This window comes from Pseudophaeobacter sp. 1A16562 (assembly GCF_041008785.1).
GTDB classification, from domain to species: Bacteria; Pseudomonadota; Alphaproteobacteria; order Rhodobacterales; family Rhodobacteraceae; genus Phycobacter; species Phycobacter gallaeciensis_A.
The window spans coordinates 287520-303092 of record NZ_JAXGFT010000003.1 but is presented as its reverse complement, the minus strand read 5'-3'; the positions used below and the strand labels follow the sequence as shown (position 1 = coordinate 303092).

The window sequence follows — 15573 nt, the reverse complement described above, 5'->3', positions numbered from 1 at the left end:
CAATCACCCCGGATTGGAGCGCGCTGGATCAGGAGCTCGAGGCCTGGCAGCAGGCCGGATTGCAGCTCCCCCTGTGGTGGCGCGATGATGATGCAACCGATGTCACACCGGAGCTGGAGCAACTGACCGCCACCGCGCAGCGGCTGGGCCTGCCGGTACATCTGGCCATCATCCCGCGGGATGCCCAACCGGATCTGGCCGCGCACCTGCGAGAAACACCGGACCTGATCCCCGTGGTGCATGGCTGGGCTCATAAAAGTCACGCCCCGGAGGGCGAGAAAAAGGCCGAGTTCGGCGCCCACCGTCCGGTACAAGACATGCTAGGGGAGGCCGAAGCCGGGCTGGAGCGGCTGAAGAGCTTTTTCGGATCCGGCCTGCGCCCAATGTTCGTGCCGCCCTGGAACCGCATCGCGCCCGAGATCCTGCCATGGATGGCGGGTCTTGGCTATTGCGCCCTGTCGACCTTTACCCCGCGCTCCCGGACCAAGGCCGCGCCGGGTCTGGTGCAGATCAACACGCATCTGGACCCGATCGACTGGAAGGGCAGCCGGTCATTGCTCCCCGAGGCGCAGCTGATCGCGCAGGTCGCATCGCAGCTGAAAGACCGCCGTCAGGGCCGCGCCGACACCCGCGAACCCTATGGCATCCTGACCCACCATCTGGTGCATGACGACCGGATCTGGGGGTTTACCGAAACTTTGATTGCACGTCTTCTGGCCGGGCCCGCCATGGCCTGGACCTATGACGAAAGGATTTCCTGAATGAGCCGACTGGATTCGATGCTGCGCCGCCTGACCGCGCAACGGGACGGGCTGAACTGGGCCGCTGAGCAGATCACGGATGTTCCTGGCGACGCGCTGGACATGGGGTTGGGCAACGGACGCACCTATGACCACCTGCGCGAGATCCTGCCGGACCGCCGTATCTGGGTGATCGACCGGGTGCTGCAATGCCACCCTTCCTGCGTGCCGCCCGAAAAGGATTTCCTGCAAGGCGAAGCCGAACCCATGCTGCAGCGCCTTGCGGCTGAGGGCCACAAGATCGTGCTGGCGCACTATGATTTCGGCTTTGGCGTCAAGGAAAAGGACGTCGCCGAGGCTGCTGCCATGTCGCCGGTCATCGCCTCCGTCATGGCGCCGGGCGGTATCATCGTCTCGGGCCAGCCTCTGGTGGGTTTTGAGGAGCTGGACGGCCCAGAAGGCATCCCCGAAGGCCGCTACATGTTCTACCGCGCCTGACGCGCCGCCCAACGGCGTTCACCGAAACAAAAGGCCCCGATGCGCTTTGCGCCGGGGCCTTAATACATGAAGCTGAGTTGTTTTTCAGGCCACCCGCTGACCACGGGAATAGACGCCCTGCAGCGCAGGCACACCGGCGCGCATTGCGAAACGGATCAGATCCGCGCGCTTGCCGACCTCCAGCGCCCCGCGATCCTTCAGACCCACCGCCTTGGCCGGGGCGCTGGTGACGGTGGCGAGCCCCCGCGCCATGTCGCCCCAGATCTCTCCCAGCCGCGCCGCCGCCAGCAAGAGCGCCGCAGGCACATAATCGGAGGAGACGATATCCAGAAGGTCCAGCTCGGCCAGCTCCTGCGCCGCCACATTGCCCGAATGCGAGCCGCCGCGGATCAGATTCGGCGCCCCCATCATCACCTGGATGTCATGAGCATGGCAGGCACGGGCGGCTTCGACCGTGGTGGGGAATTCGGCCAGACGGATACCGTGACCGGCCGAGACGGCGACCTGATCCTCGGTGGTGTCGTCATGGCTGGCCAGCACCGCACCAAACCGCTGCGCGGCCTTCACCGCCTCGACCTCATGCAGATCGCCATAGGTGTCGCGCATGGTCTTGAGGTTCGCGATATGCTGCAGGAAGGCATCATCATCAAACCCGTGCTTGCCCTTCACATAGGCCTCGAGTTTCGAAATATCGCGGAACTGGCGCTGCCCCGGCGTGTGGTCCATCAGGGAAACCAGCCCGACGCGATCGTCATCGCCGAACTCATTGAGCTCCTCCACCAGTGTTTCCGAGCAGACCTCGGCCCGCAGATGCAGGAAATGGCTGATCTTGAGCGCATCCTTGGCGCGCAACTCCAAGAGTTCAGAGGCAAGACTGCGGGCATATTGACCGTATCGTGCCTCCTTGGCCTTGATCGAACCGACGCGCATTGCATCGAATACCGTCGTGATCCCTGTGCCCGCCAGTTCCGCATCATGGGCGATGATCGCGGCGGCATGGGGCCAGTCCACCTTGGGGCGGGGCTGGATGTGGCGTTCAAGGTTGTCGGTGTGCAGCTCGATCAGGCCGGGGCTGACGAAATCGCCGCCGCAATCCACCGCGCCGGTGGGCACGCCCGCGCCCTCGGCCATATCGGCGATCTTTCCATCGACGATCTTGACGCTGCCGGTGCGGGTTTCGCCGGGCAGGACAAGGGTGGCATTGGCAAGGATCATCTCTTGTGTCATCTGGATTTCACATCTTTCGAGGTATTGGAAAGGCCACGTTTAGGAGGCCAATGTGACATTCACGCGATACGCGATCTATTTTGCACCGCCCCATGGGGTGGCTTGGAGCCGGTTTGGCACCAGCTGGCTGGGCTGGGATATGGAGACGGGGGAGGCGCTGCCGCACCCCGAGGTCGGAGGGCTGGACATCGCCGCCATCACCGCGACCCCGCGCAAGTACGGCCTGCATGCGACCATGAAACCGCCCATGCGACTGGCGGAGGGGTGTTCGCAGGCCGATCTGGAGACCGCCTGCGCCACGCTGGCCGCCTCCCAGGCGCCGGTCACGCTGGAGGGTTTGCAGCTGGCGCGGCTGGGCCGGTTCCTGGCGCTGCGCCCCTTGGGCGATGAAAGCGCGCTCAATGCGCTGGCCGCCGCCTGCGTGCGCGATCTTGACCCCTTCCGCGCGCCTGCGCCCGAGGCAGAGCTTGAGCGCCGCCGCGCGAATGGCCTCAGCCCCGAGCAGGAGCAGAACCTCCTGTCCTGGGGCTACCCATACGTTTTGGATCAGTTCCGCTTTCACATCACTCTTACGGGTAAGCTGCCCAAACCGGACCTGCCCGCAGTCGAGGCTGCCCTGCAGGCGCATCTGATCCCGCTGCTGCCCGCACCCTTTGCCCTCACCGATCTGGCGCTGATGGGCGAGGATGCCGAGGGACGCTTTCACCTGATCCACCGCTATGCCCTGACCGGCTGAAGCGCGGCGCGGGCGGCCATGACCGCCGCGCCAAGATCGCCGCTGTTGTCAATCTCGTGGACCTGGGCCAGCCCCGCAGGCAGGGGTTTGCCCGCGCGGGCAAGTCTACGCTGCACCTCGGCGGCATCCTCGCGCCCGCGCGCCGCCAGACGGGCGGCCAGCACCTCGGGACGGGCGGTGACGGACAGCACCCGGAAATCGTCAAACGTCGCCTGCGCCTCAAGCAGCACCCCGCGAGAGAGGTTGACCAGAACCGCAGTTGCCCCAACGCGCAGAGACTCGATCTCTTTGGGAATGCCATAGTGCAGCCCATGGGCAGGCCAATGGAGGGCAAAGGCGCCCTTGCCTGCCAGATCCAGAAACGCGGCTTCGGTCACCGGGGTGTAATCCTCCCCCCCGGCCTCGGGCGCGCGGGTGATCACGCGGCGCATCAATTTTATGCCGGGATCGGCCTGCCGCAGCCCCTCCATCAGGCTGTCCTTGCCCACGCCTGAGGGACCGACAACGGCAATCACCGGCCCCTTTTGCGCACCCATGCTCATGCGGCGGCCCTTGGTGTAAAGCCCGAGACATCGACAAACCGGTCGCAGACCTGCTCGCGCGCGGCCTCGTCATGGAAGATTCCGACAATGGCCGCGCCGCGCACCTTGGCCCCTTCGATAAGGCCCAGCACCGTGGCCCGGTTCTGCGCATCAAGGCTCGCCGTGGGTTCATCCAGCAACAGCGCCGGATAGTCATAGGAAAAGCCGCGCGCGATATTCACCCGCTGCTGCTCCCCGCCGGAGAAGGTCGTGGGGCTGAGGCTCCAGAGCCGTTCGGGAATGTTGAGCTGCGCCAAAAGGGTCGCCGCCTTTTCGCGCGCCTCCTCGATCGGGGTGCCCACCGCCAACAGCGGATCCGCCACCACATCAAGGGCAGGCACACGCGGCACCACCCGCAGGAACTGGCTGACATAGCCCAGCGTCTTGCGGCGCAGCGCAAGGATCTCGCGTGGCTCGGCCTGTGCCACGTCGGTATCGCCCACCAGAATGCTGCCGCTGGCAGCAAGGTAGTTGCCATAAATGAGCCGCATCAGGGTCGATTTCCCGGCCCCCGAGGCCCCCACCAGCCCGACGCATTCGCCGGGTTTGACGGAAAGCGTGGCGCCCTCCATCACCGGGATCACCGCGCTGCCCTGATTGTGCAGGGTGAAGCTTTTGCTGACGTTTTGGAGTTCGATCATCACTTTACCCTCACACCTGCAACACGCTGGAGACCAGCAGCTGCGTATAGCCATGTTGCGGATCGTCCAGCACCTGATCGGTGAGACCCGTTTCCACCACGTGACCGTCCTTCATTACCATCAGCCGGTCCGCCAGAAGCCGCACCACCGCCAGATCGTGGGTGACGATAATGGCGCTGAGCCCCATCTCGCGCACGAGGCCCCGCAACAGATCCAGCAGCCGCGCCTGTACCGAGACATCGAGGCCCCCGGTAGGTTCATCCATAAACACCAGCCTTGGCCCGGTCACCAGGTTGCGGGCGATCTGAAGCCGCTGCTGCATGCCGCCGGAAAAGGCCGAGGGACGGTCATCGATACGGGCATCGGAAATCTCGACCCGGCCCAGCCAGTCGGCAGCGCGGGCGCGGATATCACCATAGTGACGATCGCCAACCGCCATCAGCCGCTCACCGATGTTGCCACCGGCCGAGACCGACATGCGCAGCCCGTCGCGAGCGTGCTGGTGGACAAAGGCCCAGTCGGTACGCCCCAGCATCCGGCGCGCGGGTTCGGACATGGAGACCGTATCCACCGGCCCGTCAGCGCGGGTGTCAAACACGACCTCTCCCCGATCCGGCGCAAGATGCCCGGCAAGGCAGTTCAGAAGGGTGGACTTGCCAGAGCCGCTTTCGCCGACGATGCCCATCACCTCACCGGGGTAAAGATCAAAGCTCACATCCGTGCAGCCGATCCGCGCGCCATACATCTTGGCAACGTCTTTCACTTGCAGCAAAGGGGTCATGCCGCGGCCTCCTCTCCCAGGCGGCCCACATTGCCTGCCTCGCGCCGCGAACGGCAGTAATCGGTGTCCGAGCAGACAAACATCCGGTTGCCCGCATCATCGAGGATCACCTCATCCAGATAGCTGTCCTCTGCCGCGCAAAGGTCACACGGATGATCGGCCTTGCTGGCCTCGAAGGGGTAATCCTCGAAATCAAGGCTCACGACCGATGTATAGGGCGGCACCGCATAGATGCGCTGCTCACGGCCCGCGCCAAAGAGCTGGATCGCTGCCATCTCCATCTTGGGGTTGTCGAATTTCGGGATCGGCGAGGGATCCATCACGTAGCGATCCGACACCTTCACCGGGTAGGCATAGGAGGTCGCGATGGCGCCGTGCTGGCTGATGTCCTCGTAAAGTTTCACATGCATGAGACCATATTCCTGCAAGGCGTGCATCTTGCGGGTCTCGGTCTCTCGCGGCTCAAGAAAGCGCAAAGGCTCCGGGATCGGCACCTGATAGACGAGGATCTGATCCTCACTCAGCTCCGCCTCGGGGATGCGGTGGCGGGTCTGGATGACGCTCGCCTTTTCCGTCTCTTCGGTGGTGGCGACGCCTGCGGTGCGTTCAAAGAACTTGCGGATCGACACCGCGTTGGTCGTGTCATCGGCGCCCTGGTCGATCACCTTGAAGGTATCATCCGGGGTCAGCGTCGCGGCAGAGACCTGCACGCCGCCGGTGCCCCAGCCATAGGGCATGGGCATTTCACGGCTGGCAAAGGGCACCTGATAGCCCGGCACCGCCAGACCTTTGAGGATCGCCCGGCGGATCATCCGCTTGGTCTGCTCGTCAAGGTATGCAAAGTTGTAGTCAGACATTCTGGGCACCCTTCTTCCGTTTGGCCCGGCATCGCCGGGCCGCGCCCGACCTCCCCCCCGCGAGGGCGCTTCGCCCCCACCCGAGGTCGGGCACTGCCCTGTGTTGCACAAAACTCATTCCGCCGCCTCCCGTGCCGCCATCTGCTCCACCGCCTCGGCGGCTTCGCGGCGCAGCTTGCGCACCAGTTCCAGTTCGGACTGGAAATCGACGTAATGGGGCAGCTTGATATGTTCGAGGAACCCCGTCGCCTGAATGTTGTCCGAATGGCTGAGCACGAATTCCTCGTCATGCGCGGCGGCGCCAAGGTTATCCTCGCCCAGCTCTTTCCAGCGCAGGGCGCGATCTACCAACGCCATGGCGATGGATTTTCGCTCTGACTGGCCGAACACCAGACCATAGCCACGGGTGAACTGCGGCGGCACGGTCTTGGAGCCTTTGAACTGGTTCACCGTCTCGCACTCGGTCAACTCCACCTCGCCGATCTCGATGGCAAAGCCCAGCTCGGGGATCTCCATCTCAACCGCCACGGTGCCAATGCGCAATTCGCCCACAAAGGCGTGGTTGCGCGCATAGCCGCGCTGTGTGGAGTAAGCCATGCCAAGGATGAACCCCTCATCCCCGCGCGTCAGCGATTGCAGCCTGACCGATCGGTCAGCGGGAAAGGCCATCGGCTCCCGCGTGAGGTCTCCGGGCTGGGCCTCGGACACAGGTTCGCGTTCGATGATGTCCTCGCCTTGCAGGAACTCGGTGATATGGGGCGTCGGTTCGGTCCGGGGCGTTGCAGCGGGGGCTTCCGGCACCTCGCCCTCGGCGGCCAGTTTGAAGTCGAGCAAGCGATGCGTGTAGTCGAAGGTCGGCCCCAGCACCTGCCCGCCCGGCGCATCCTTGAAGGTCGCCGAAATGCGCCGGTCGCAGGCCATGGCGCCAGTATCCACCGGCAGCGTATAGCCAAACCGGGGCAACGTGGTGCGATAGGCGCGGATCAGAAATATCGCCTCGATCAGATCGCCGCGCGACTGTTTGATCGCCAGCGCCGCCAGATCGGGATCGAACAGCGATCCTTCGGCCATCACCCGGTTCACCGCCAGCGACAGCTGTTCGCGGATCTGCGCCAGTGACAACTCGGCTACCGAAGCATCGCCGCGACGCTCCTCCGCCAGCCAGGCATGGGCATTGTCGATGGCGCGCTCGCCACCCTTTACGGCTACATACATGGCTCAGGCCTCCGCAAGGATCTGGGTCGAGCGCGGCAGCGCCGCCACCTGAGAGCCAGAGGTGAAAAAGAAATCGACGCCCAAGGGATAAAGCATCGCATTGCCCGCACAGGCCACCGGATCCGGCAGGGCAATCTGCGCCGTGTCCTTGATACCGGGACCGCTGAGCGTGGCATTGGGGGCGTCGAACCCCGTCACCTCAACGATCAGCGTCGCCGAGCGATCCGGGTATTCCGCCGTGCCGATGCGGAACCGGTCGAGCGGCATCAGCGCCTCCCAGCCGCCAAGGGCAAAATCCGCCTGCTCCGCACTGACAATGGGCGCGCCGGTATGGAAGGTCAGCCAGCCACGCAGGGCCTCGCTGTCCACATCGGGCGCCAGAAAGACGCCGGTTTCGGGATCGCAAAGCGTCAAGAGCAGGCTGCCCGCCGCATGGGAGATCCCCTCGGGCGGCGTGGCACCGGCGATCTCTTGCACCGTGCCGGGGCGCGCCATGGCATTCATCGCCGCGCGAAACCCATGGGCCGAGGCGACTGGCGGGTTGGCAAACCCACCCGCATAGACCGTGTTGTCCGTCATCTGGTTCATCAATCCTCTCCCCGCACCATGGTGAAGAAATCGACCTTGGTCGCAGCCGCCTTTGAGGCACGCGCCTCTTTGGCGGACGCCCGCTCTTGCTCCAGCGGGGTCAGAACCGTCGCGCGCAACGCCTCGGCCGCTTCGGTCTGCATCAAGGCGTCGATCTTGGCGGCCATCTCGGCCTTGGCCTTGGACCGGCCCTGCACATAGCCATGCCCGACGGTGCCATCGGCCAGCGACAGGGCGCAGCGGGTGACGGTCATCTCGCCGAGGTTAAAGGGCGCGCCGCTGCCGCCCATACGGCCCCGGACCATCACGCCGCCTGCCTCGGGCGCGCGCAGCCAGTCAAAGGCGGGTTCGTGGTCAAAAGCGCCCCAAAGCGCGGCAAGGCGGGCATCGTCAGCCGAGGCAAGAAGACCCATCCAGGCCTTGCGATCCTCTGCGGAAAAAGTGGTGTTCATCGTATCAAAGCCTCTTGGCCGGGTTGTCTATATTTACTATACAACTAGACAAATCATAGGTGACTCGTCCCCAGGGGCGCAAGCCAATCCTTGTGAAAGTTTGATGACATGGCCCGAACCCCGGTCTGGAAATCCATCGCAGGCACATTGACCGACGATATCGCCCAGGGGCGCTACGATACCGGCGACAAGCTACCAGCAGAGGCGCAGCTGGCGGCGCGGTTCGGCGTTAACCGCCACACGGTGCGCCGCGCTCTGGCGGAAATGGCCGCAGGAGGTCTGGTGCATGCACGGCGCGGCGCCGGGGTGTTTGTTGCCGCCAAACCGACGGATTACCCGATTGGCAAACGGGTGCGTTTTCACCAGAACATCTCGAAAGGCGGGCAGACACCGGCGAAACAGATCCTGACCACCGAAACCCGCGCAGCCGCCGCTGGCGAAGCCGCCGCGCTGGCGCTGTCCCCCGGCGATCCGGTGCATGTCTATGACGGGCTGTCGCTGGCAGATGGGCAGCCGATTGCCCTGTTCCAAAGCATCTTTCCAGCCGAACGGTTCCCCGAGATGCTAACGGCGCTGAAGGAAACACAATCCGTCACTGCCGCGCTGCAACGCTGCGGCATCGAAGACTATACCCGCAGCGAGACCCGCATCACCGCCCGACAGGCCACCGCGACACAGGCGCTGCACCTGCGCATCCCCGAAGGCGCCCCGATCCTGCGCACCACCGGCATCAATGTAGATGCCGAAGGCCGCCCCATCGAATATGGCCGCACCTGGTTTGCAGGCGACAGGGTGACCCTGACCGTCGGCGGCGACGAATAGAAAGCTCTCGCCCATCAAAGTTCTTCTGACGATGGCCTTTTCCCGTTGGGCCCAGCGCCGCCTGCCGAAAAGCCATTCGCCAAATCCGGGTCAAGGGCCGCGCAAGCGGCCGTGCGCATGCACGGTTCACCCTTGAGGCGGAATTGGCGGACTGGACACTCGATATGGCGCATCAGGGCAAACCTGCCCCTGAGGCGCCTCTCAGCAAAGGAAAAGCGCCGCGCAAAGCGCGGCGCCTGGCCCAACCGGGACAACGCATTTTCAAATGCGGCGGCACGGGCGGGAGATCCCCGCGCCGCGCGCACCCGTAAGACTTACTGCTTGGCGTTGAACACGAACAGGGTCTCACCGTTGATCTTGTAATCGTTGATCAGCGCCTTGGCCTTGTCCGACACCAGCCAGCCTTCCAGCTTCATCGCCAGATCATTCTTGGCATGCGTGTGTTTCTCCGGGTTCACCGGCAGATAGGCGTATTGATTGAACAGCACCGGATCACCCGAGAACAATAGCGCCAGATCCCCCTTGTTGCCAAAGTTCAGCCAGCTGGCGCGGTCGGCCATGATATAGGCATTCATCCCCGCTGCCGTGTTGAGCGCCGACCCCATGCCTGCCCCCACCGCGCGGTACCAGTCGCCAAAGCTCCCGGCGTCCAGACCGGCAGCCGCCCAGAGGCTCAGCTCTTTCTTGTGGGTGCCACTGTCATCGCCGCGACTGACAAACAGCGCCTCTGCACCTGCAACCTTCTGCAGGGCATCAACTGCGGTTTCCGCATCCGTAATACCGGCGCCATCCGCCTTGGGGCCGATAAAAACGAAATCATTATACATGATCTCGCGGCGATGGGTGCCATTGCCCCCGGCCAGGAAACGCTCTTCGGCTTTTTTCGAATGCACCAGGATCGCATCCACATCGCCTGCTTCGCCCAGGCGGATCGCCTGACCGGTGCCAACGACCAGAAGCTGCACATCCAGATCCAGATCCTTCTTGATCTCGGGCAGCAGGATCTCCGCCAGCCCGGAATTGTGGAACGAGGTGGTCACCGCCATCTTCATCTCTTCGGCAAAGGATGCGGTGGCCAGAACGGCCGAGGCGACAACGCCCAACATCAGATGTTTCATTCTACTATATCTCCTCTCAAGAATGCTTGCCCCTGCGGGGTTTGAGGTCCGGCAAAAAAATCTTCTGCCGGAGTGAACTCGTGAATGCGCCCGCCGATGATGAGGATCACCTCATCCGCCAGCCGCTGCGCCTGCCCCATGTTATGGGTCGACATGATCAGGCGGGTCCCGCTTTGAGCCGCCTCGGTCAGGATCTCTTCGATTTCTCGCGTCGCCCGCCCATCAAGCGAGGCACAGGGTTCGTCCAGAAACAGCACTTCCGGCTCCCGGATCAGCGCCCGGGCCAGCGCCAGCTTCTGCCGCTCACCGCCCGAGAGCAGCACCGCAGGCCGCTCCAGCGCATCGCCCAGATCGATCCGCCGCGCCCAATCCGCGGCCCGCGCCCGGGCCTCTTTCCGCGACACACCGATCAGGCGCAGCGGGTAGGCGATGTTTTCCACCACGGACCGGCGCATCATCACCGGCGTCTGAAACACAAAGGCCTGGCGTTTTTCGGCCTCCGCCCTGGGACAGGCCCAGGTCAGGCTGCCGCCATTGAGCCGCACGACGCCGTGCAGCATTTTCAGAAACGAGGTCTTGCCGGCTCCGTTCGGCCCCACCACGATAGTCGCTCCCACGCCTTCCAGCGTCAGGTCCACCGGGCCAACCAGCACCTTGCCGCGCCTGCGCACCACGCCCTGATCCACGGTCAGCGGGAACATCTGCATCACCAGCGTCCCCCGCGTTCGGTATGGCCAATCCAGTGGATCGACAGGTTGACGGCAATCGCCATGCCAATCAGCACAAAGCCAAGGCCCAGCGCCATGGCGAATTCGCCCTTGCCGGTCTCCAGCGCGATCGCGGTGGTCAGAACCCGCGTCGCATGATCGATATTACCGCCCACCACCATGATGGCGCCGACTTCTCCGATGGCGCGGCCAAACCCAGCCAGCGCCGCCGTCAGCAGCGCCCGCCGCCCATCCCACAACAACGCCCGGATCCGCTGACCCTGGGTGGTATTCAGTGAAATCAGCAGATCGTGGTAATCGCTCCACAGCTCGCGCAGGGACTGATGCGCGATCGAGGCCACCAGTGGCACGATGATGATCACCTGAGCGATCACCATCGCCGAGGGCGTGAACAACAGCCCCAGCACCCCCAGCGGCCCGGACCGCGACAGGAAGACATAGACGATCAGGCCGACCACCACCGGCGGCAGCCCCATCAGCGCATTGAGCACCGCAATCGTCGGACGGCGCAGGCGAAACCGGCGGACAGCCAGCAAGGCCGCCAATGGCAAGGCGATGGCAGAGGCAATGGCAAGGGCGGTCAAAGTGACCCTGAGAGAGCGCAAAGTGATCTCGACCAGATCAGGATCCAGCATCACCACCAGCCAGAACGCCTGGCTCAGACCGTCCCACAGATCAGACATGACGCTTGATTTTCCCCCCGATGGCTTAGGGTTACAGGCCTGTTTCCCTCAGCTTTCCCCAGTGTCAAAACACAGGAAAGCGCCCCGAAACAGAAAAAAATGCAGCCGCCCCTGAAAAAGGACAATTTGTCCACTATATCGATGAGTGACTGCGCATCGCCGGACAGAAAGATGCCCAACGCCCGCGCTTGATCCGGGAAACAGATCTTCTATCGCCGGGTTTGCAAACCCGCGGAGCAAGAGATTCTTGGCCTCCCGGCCCCCCAACAGCTGCCCCGGCGCAGCAGCGACCAGCCTGCGGCCTTTTCGCACCATTACTTGCGCGCGGCATGTGAACGTGAAAGAAGACCGACCCAAAGTGCCCGCCACAGTTCCGCAAGGGCGCGTTTTCGAGGAAATGCCATGTTCGATCTGCAAACCATGCGCGATCAACTCGCCAGCACCTATGATCTGGCGCCCAACCCCGATCTGGCCGAACAGATGTCAGATCTGTACCAGACCATGGACCGCGTGGTGAACCCGGTCGACTGGGCGCGCTATGCGCCCTATGTCGCAGCGATCAACGCGCTGAAGAAAGAACGCGGCGCGGTCATTTTGGCCCACAACTACATGACGCCGGAGATCTATCACGGCGTTGCGGATTTCGTCGGCGACAGCCTGCAGCTGGCCATCGAAGCCGCCCGCGTCGAGGCGGATGTGATCGTGCAATGCGGCGTGCATTTCATGGCCGAGACCTCCAAGATCCTTTCTCCTGAGAAAACCGTGCTGATGCCCGATATGGCGGCAGGCTGTTCGCTGGCCGAAAGCATCACCGCCGCGGGCGTGGAAGAGATGCGCCGCAAGTATCCCGGCGCGCCTGTGGTGACCTATGTGAACACCACCGCCGAGGTGAAAGCCGCCTCCGACATCTGCTGCACCTCCTCCAATGCAGCGCAGATCGTCGCCGCGATGGACAGCGACACCGTCATCATGACGCCGGACAAATACCTGGCGCAGAACGTGGCCAACCAGGTGCCGCAGAAGAACATCGTCTGGTGGGACGGCTCCTGCATCGTACACGAGCAATACACCGCCAAGGACCTGCGCGAATTCCGCGAGTGGAACCCCGGCACCCGGCTGATCGCCCACCCCGAATGCCCCCCCGATGTGGTGGCCGAGGCGGATTTCTCCGGCTCCACCAGCGGTATCATCAAATATGTGACGGACGAAAAGCCGGAAAAGGCGATGCTGATCACCGAATGTTCGATGGCCTCGAACATCGCGGATGAGCTGCCCGAGGTGGATTTCGTCGGCCCCTGCAACATGTGCCCCTACATGAAGATGATCACGCTGGAGAAAATCCTGTGGTCGCTGCACACCATGTCCGAACCGGTCGAGGTTGACCCTCAGGTCGCGGACAAGGCGCGGCTTGCAGTGCAGCGGATGATCGATCTCAGCCAGAAACTGGGCATCTGACCGGTGACAGAGGCCAGCACCGGGCGCATTGACACCGGCCGCATCGTCATCGTCGGCGCCGGTCTGGGCGCGCTTTACGCGGCGCTGGAACTGGCGCCGCGGCCAGTGCTGATGATCTCTCCTGAAACGCTTGGTCAGGGCGCGAGTTCTGCCTGGGCGCAGGGCGGTGTCGCCGCCGCCATGGATCAAAGCGACAGCCCCGAAGCCCATGCCGCCGATACCCGGACCGCTGGCGCGGGCACTGTCGATCCAAAGGTGGCCGCCATGGTCACCCGCGTTGCGCGCGAGCATATCCTCGACCTGACCGATCTTGGCACGCCCTTTGACCGCGACGCGGCGGGCAACTACGTGATGAGCCGCGAAGCCGCCCATTCCGCCGCCCGCGTGGTGCGCGTGAAGGGCGACCGGGCCGGGGCGCAGATCATGGAAACCCTGATCGCCGCCGTGCGCGCCGCCCCTTCGGTGCAAGTGCTGGAAAACACCCAGGCCGTCCGACTAGAGGTAGACGGCGATACCGTTACCGGCGTCTGGATCTCGCAGGCCGATGCGCCGTCGGATCCCGTCCTGATCACTTGCCCCGGCGTTCTTCTGGCCGGGGGCGGCTCTGGCGGGCTTTATGCCCATACGACCAACCCGCCCCGCATTCGTGGGCAGGTTATCGGTCTTGCCGCCCGCGCGGGCGTGCGTATCGCCGACCCTGAATTCGTGCAGTTCCACCCCACCGCCTTCGATATCGGTGAAGACCCGGCGCCCTTGGCGACCGAGGCCCTGCGCGGCGATGGCGCGGTGCTGATGAACAACAAGGGCGAACGCTTCATGCAGGCGGTCCACCCGGACGCCGAGCTGGCCCCGCGCGACATCGTGGCCCGCGCCATCTTTGCCGAGACCCAAGCCGGGCGCCGCCCGGTTCTGGACACCCGGCAGGCCCTTGGCGCCGAGGTCGCAACCCGCTTTCCCACCGTCGCCGAAACCTGCGCCCGCGCCGGGATCGACCCTGTGACCCGGCCGATCCCCGTGGCCGTCGCCGCCCACTACCACATGGGCGGGGTGGACACGGACATGCAGGGGCGTGCCAGCCTTGGCCATTTGTGGGTCTGCGGCGAGGCTTCCTCGACCGGGCTGCACGGTGCCAACCGGCTGGCCTCCAATGGATTGCTGGAGGCACTGGTCTATGCCCGCACCGCCGCGGCCGATATGAAGGATCTGCCGCAAAAGGGCGATCTGTCGGAGGTCGCGATCACCTTTGCCCCGGATGGTCACGAAACAGATCCCAGCGCCGTTCAGACCCTGCGGGAGACCATGACCGCCAATGTCGGCGTACGCCGCACCGAGGACGGCCTCAAGACGGCGCTTGTCACCATTGCCCGGCTGGAGGCAGAGAACGCGAAGGATGAACCCTTCGTCAACATGTGCGCCACCGCCACCCTGATCGCCGCCGCCGCCCTGATGCGCCGCGAAAGCCGGGGGGGGCATTACCGCGATGATTTCCCCGAGGCCGATCCCGCACAGGCCCATCGCACCCATATCACCCTGACCGAGGCCCTTGCCCTGCGCGACCGGATCGCGGGCGAGAGCGCAAAGGAGCCCACATGAGCACTGCCTTCGCCACCCTGCCCGACCTGATCCTGGAACCGATGGTGCGCGCCGCCCTGCACGAGGATCTGGGCCAGAACGGCGATATCACCACCCGCGCGGTGATCCCGGCGGATGTGACCTATTCCGCCCGGTTGAACGCCCGCGAAACAGGCATCGTGTCCGGCATGCAGATCGCCCGCATCGCCTTTCATCTGGTGGATGCCGGTCTGAAGGTGGAAACCCTCTTGCCCGATGGCAGTCCCTGCAAGCCGGGCGACACGCTGATGACCATCGAAGGCTCGGCTGCCTCGATCCTGTCGGGGGAACGGGTGGCGCTGAATTTCGCGGGGCGGCTAACTGGGATCGCAACACTGACCCATTGCTTCGTGCGCGAAACATCCGGAACGGATACCCGCATAACCTGCACCCGCAAGACCACGCCCGGCCTGCGCATAGCGGAAAAACAGGCGGTTTTGCACGGCGGTGGCTACAACCACCGCTTTGGCCTGTCGGATGCGATCCTGATCAAGGACAACCACATCGCTGCCGCCGGAGGCATTACTGCCGTGCTGGAGGCCGCAAAGGCCAGCGTCAGCCACATGATGAAGGTGGAGATCGAGGTCGACACGCTGTCCCAGCTCGAAGAGGTGCTGAAGACCGGCGGCGCGGATGTTGTCCTGCTCGACAACATGGACACGCCGACGCTGGCAGAGGCCGTCAAGATGACGCGCGGCCATCTGGTGACCGAGGCATCCGGCAACATGAAGCTGGAGCGCATCAAAGAGGTCGCCGCCACCGGAGTTGATTACATCTCCTCCGGCGCGCTGACCCATTCGGCGCCGACGCTGGATCTGGGCCTCGACTTCTGAGACTGCC

General features: G+C 64.2%; 18 protein-coding genes. 7 read left to right on the top strand and 11 right to left on the bottom strand.

Annotated elements, in window-relative coordinates; all coding sequences use genetic code 11:
* The first annotated feature begins 2 nt into the window (after positions 1–2).
* A complete protein-coding gene (locus SM764_RS05825; RefSeq protein WP_369001320.1) occupies positions 3–761 on the top strand; it encodes a polysaccharide deacetylase family protein in 759 nt (252 codons plus the stop codon).
* A complete protein-coding gene (locus tag SM764_RS05820) occupies positions 762–1238 on the top strand; it encodes a class I SAM-dependent methyltransferase (RefSeq protein ID WP_274835377.1) in 477 nt (158 codons plus the stop codon).
* 84 nt (positions 1239–1322) lie between these two features.
* Here SM764_RS05820 and SM764_RS05815 read toward each other — a convergent pair whose 3' ends face one another.
* Positions 1323–2465 carry an alpha-D-ribose 1-methylphosphonate 5-triphosphate diphosphatase gene (locus SM764_RS05815; RefSeq protein WP_369001262.1) on the bottom strand — a complete coding sequence of 381 codons (1143 nt, stop codon included), beginning with the start codon at positions 2463–2465 and terminating at the stop codon, positions 1323–1325.
* A gap of 52 nt (positions 2466–2517) precedes the next feature.
* Between SM764_RS05815 and SM764_RS05810 the strand changes: the two genes are divergently transcribed.
* Positions 2518–3201: a DUF1045 domain-containing protein gene (locus SM764_RS05810; protein WP_369001261.1), complete on the top strand. Its 684-nt coding sequence runs from the start codon at positions 2518–2520 to the stop codon at positions 3199–3201.
* Here the strand turns inward: SM764_RS05810 and phnN are convergent.
* The 7 genes from phnN to phnG form a co-directional block, all read right to left on the bottom strand.
* Positions 3183–3743 (bottom strand): phosphonate metabolism protein/1,5-bisphosphokinase (PRPP-forming) PhnN, encoded by a 561-nt coding sequence (gene phnN / locus SM764_RS05805; RefSeq protein ID WP_369001260.1) that lies wholly within the window; start codon positions 3741–3743, stop codon positions 3183–3185. The genes SM764_RS05810 and phnN overlap by 19 nt on opposite strands.
* Positions 3740–4423, bottom strand: a complete 684-nt coding sequence (gene phnL / locus SM764_RS05800) for a phosphonate C-P lyase system protein PhnL (protein WP_369001259.1) — start codon at positions 4421–4423, stop codon at positions 3740–3742. The genes phnN and phnL overlap by 4 nt, the downstream gene beginning before the upstream one ends.
* Before the next feature lie 10 nt (positions 4424–4433).
* Complete coding sequence (gene phnK / locus SM764_RS05795) at positions 4434–5204, bottom strand: phosphonate C-P lyase system protein PhnK (protein WP_274835382.1); 771 nt, start codon at positions 5202–5204, stop codon at positions 4434–4436.
* Complete coding sequence (locus SM764_RS05790) at positions 5201–6061, bottom strand: alpha-D-ribose 1-methylphosphonate 5-phosphate C-P-lyase PhnJ (protein WP_369001258.1); 861 nt, start codon at positions 6059–6061, stop codon at positions 5201–5203. Before SM764_RS05790 ends, phnK begins: the two co-directional genes overlap by 4 nt.
* Before the next feature lie 114 nt (positions 6062–6175).
* Positions 6176–7276 (bottom strand): carbon-phosphorus lyase complex subunit, encoded by a 1101-nt coding sequence (locus SM764_RS05785; protein ID WP_369001257.1) that lies wholly within the window; start codon positions 7274–7276, stop codon positions 6176–6178.
* 3 nt (positions 7277–7279) lie between these two features.
* The gene (phnH, locus tag SM764_RS05780) at positions 7280–7864 is read right to left on the bottom strand and encodes a phosphonate C-P lyase system protein PhnH (RefSeq protein WP_369001256.1); all 585 of its coding nucleotides are present in this window, start codon (positions 7862–7864) and stop codon (positions 7280–7282) included.
* The gene (gene phnG / locus SM764_RS05775) at positions 7864–8316 is read right to left on the bottom strand and encodes a phosphonate C-P lyase system protein PhnG (protein WP_369001255.1); all 453 of its coding nucleotides are present in this window, start codon (positions 8314–8316) and stop codon (positions 7864–7866) included. The genes phnH and phnG overlap by 1 nt, the downstream gene beginning before the upstream one ends.
* 108 nt (positions 8317–8424) lie before the next feature.
* Between phnG and phnF the strand changes: the two genes are divergently transcribed.
* Positions 8425–9138 carry a phosphonate metabolism transcriptional regulator PhnF gene (gene phnF, locus SM764_RS05770; protein ID WP_369001254.1) on the top strand — a complete coding sequence of 238 codons (714 nt, stop codon included), beginning with the start codon at positions 8425–8427 and terminating at the stop codon, positions 9136–9138.
* Positions 9139–9452: 314 nt separating this feature from the next.
* Here the strand turns inward: phnF and SM764_RS05765 are convergent, their stop codons facing one another.
* The 3 genes from SM764_RS05765 to SM764_RS05755 are packed head-to-tail and all read right to left on the bottom strand — an operon-like array spanning position 9453 to position 11667.
* Positions 9453–10256 (bottom strand): ABC transporter substrate-binding protein, encoded by an 804-nt coding sequence (locus SM764_RS05765; RefSeq protein WP_369001253.1) that lies wholly within the window; start codon positions 10254–10256, stop codon positions 9453–9455.
* Positions 10253–10963, bottom strand: coding sequence for an ATP-binding cassette domain-containing protein (locus tag SM764_RS05760; protein WP_369001252.1), 711 nt, complete (start codon positions 10961–10963; stop codon positions 10253–10255). Before SM764_RS05760 ends, SM764_RS05765 begins: the two co-directional genes overlap by 4 nt.
* Positions 10963–11667, bottom strand: a complete 705-nt coding sequence (locus SM764_RS05755; protein WP_065272274.1) for an ABC transporter permease — start codon at positions 11665–11667, stop codon at positions 10963–10965. Before SM764_RS05755 ends, SM764_RS05760 begins: the two co-directional genes overlap by 1 nt.
* 402 nt (positions 11668–12069) lie before the next feature.
* Here SM764_RS05755 and nadA point away from each other — a divergent pair, with 402 nt between their 5' ends.
* From nadA to nadC, 3 genes are read left to right on the top strand one after another with little or no spacing between them, the layout of a single operon-like run.
* Positions 12070–13122: a quinolinate synthase NadA gene (gene nadA / locus SM764_RS05750; RefSeq protein ID WP_065272273.1), complete on the top strand. Its 1053-nt coding sequence runs from the start codon at positions 12070–12072 to the stop codon at positions 13120–13122.
* Between the two features lie 3 nt (positions 13123–13125).
* Positions 13126–14715 carry an L-aspartate oxidase gene (locus tag SM764_RS05745; protein WP_369001251.1) on the top strand — a complete coding sequence of 530 codons (1590 nt, stop codon included), beginning with the start codon at positions 13126–13128 and terminating at the stop codon, positions 14713–14715.
* Positions 14712–15566, top strand: a complete 855-nt coding sequence (gene nadC / locus SM764_RS05740) for a carboxylating nicotinate-nucleotide diphosphorylase (protein WP_369001250.1) — start codon at positions 14712–14714, stop codon at positions 15564–15566. Before SM764_RS05745 ends, nadC begins: the two co-directional genes overlap by 4 nt.
* Positions 15567–15573: the final 7 nt, after the last annotated feature.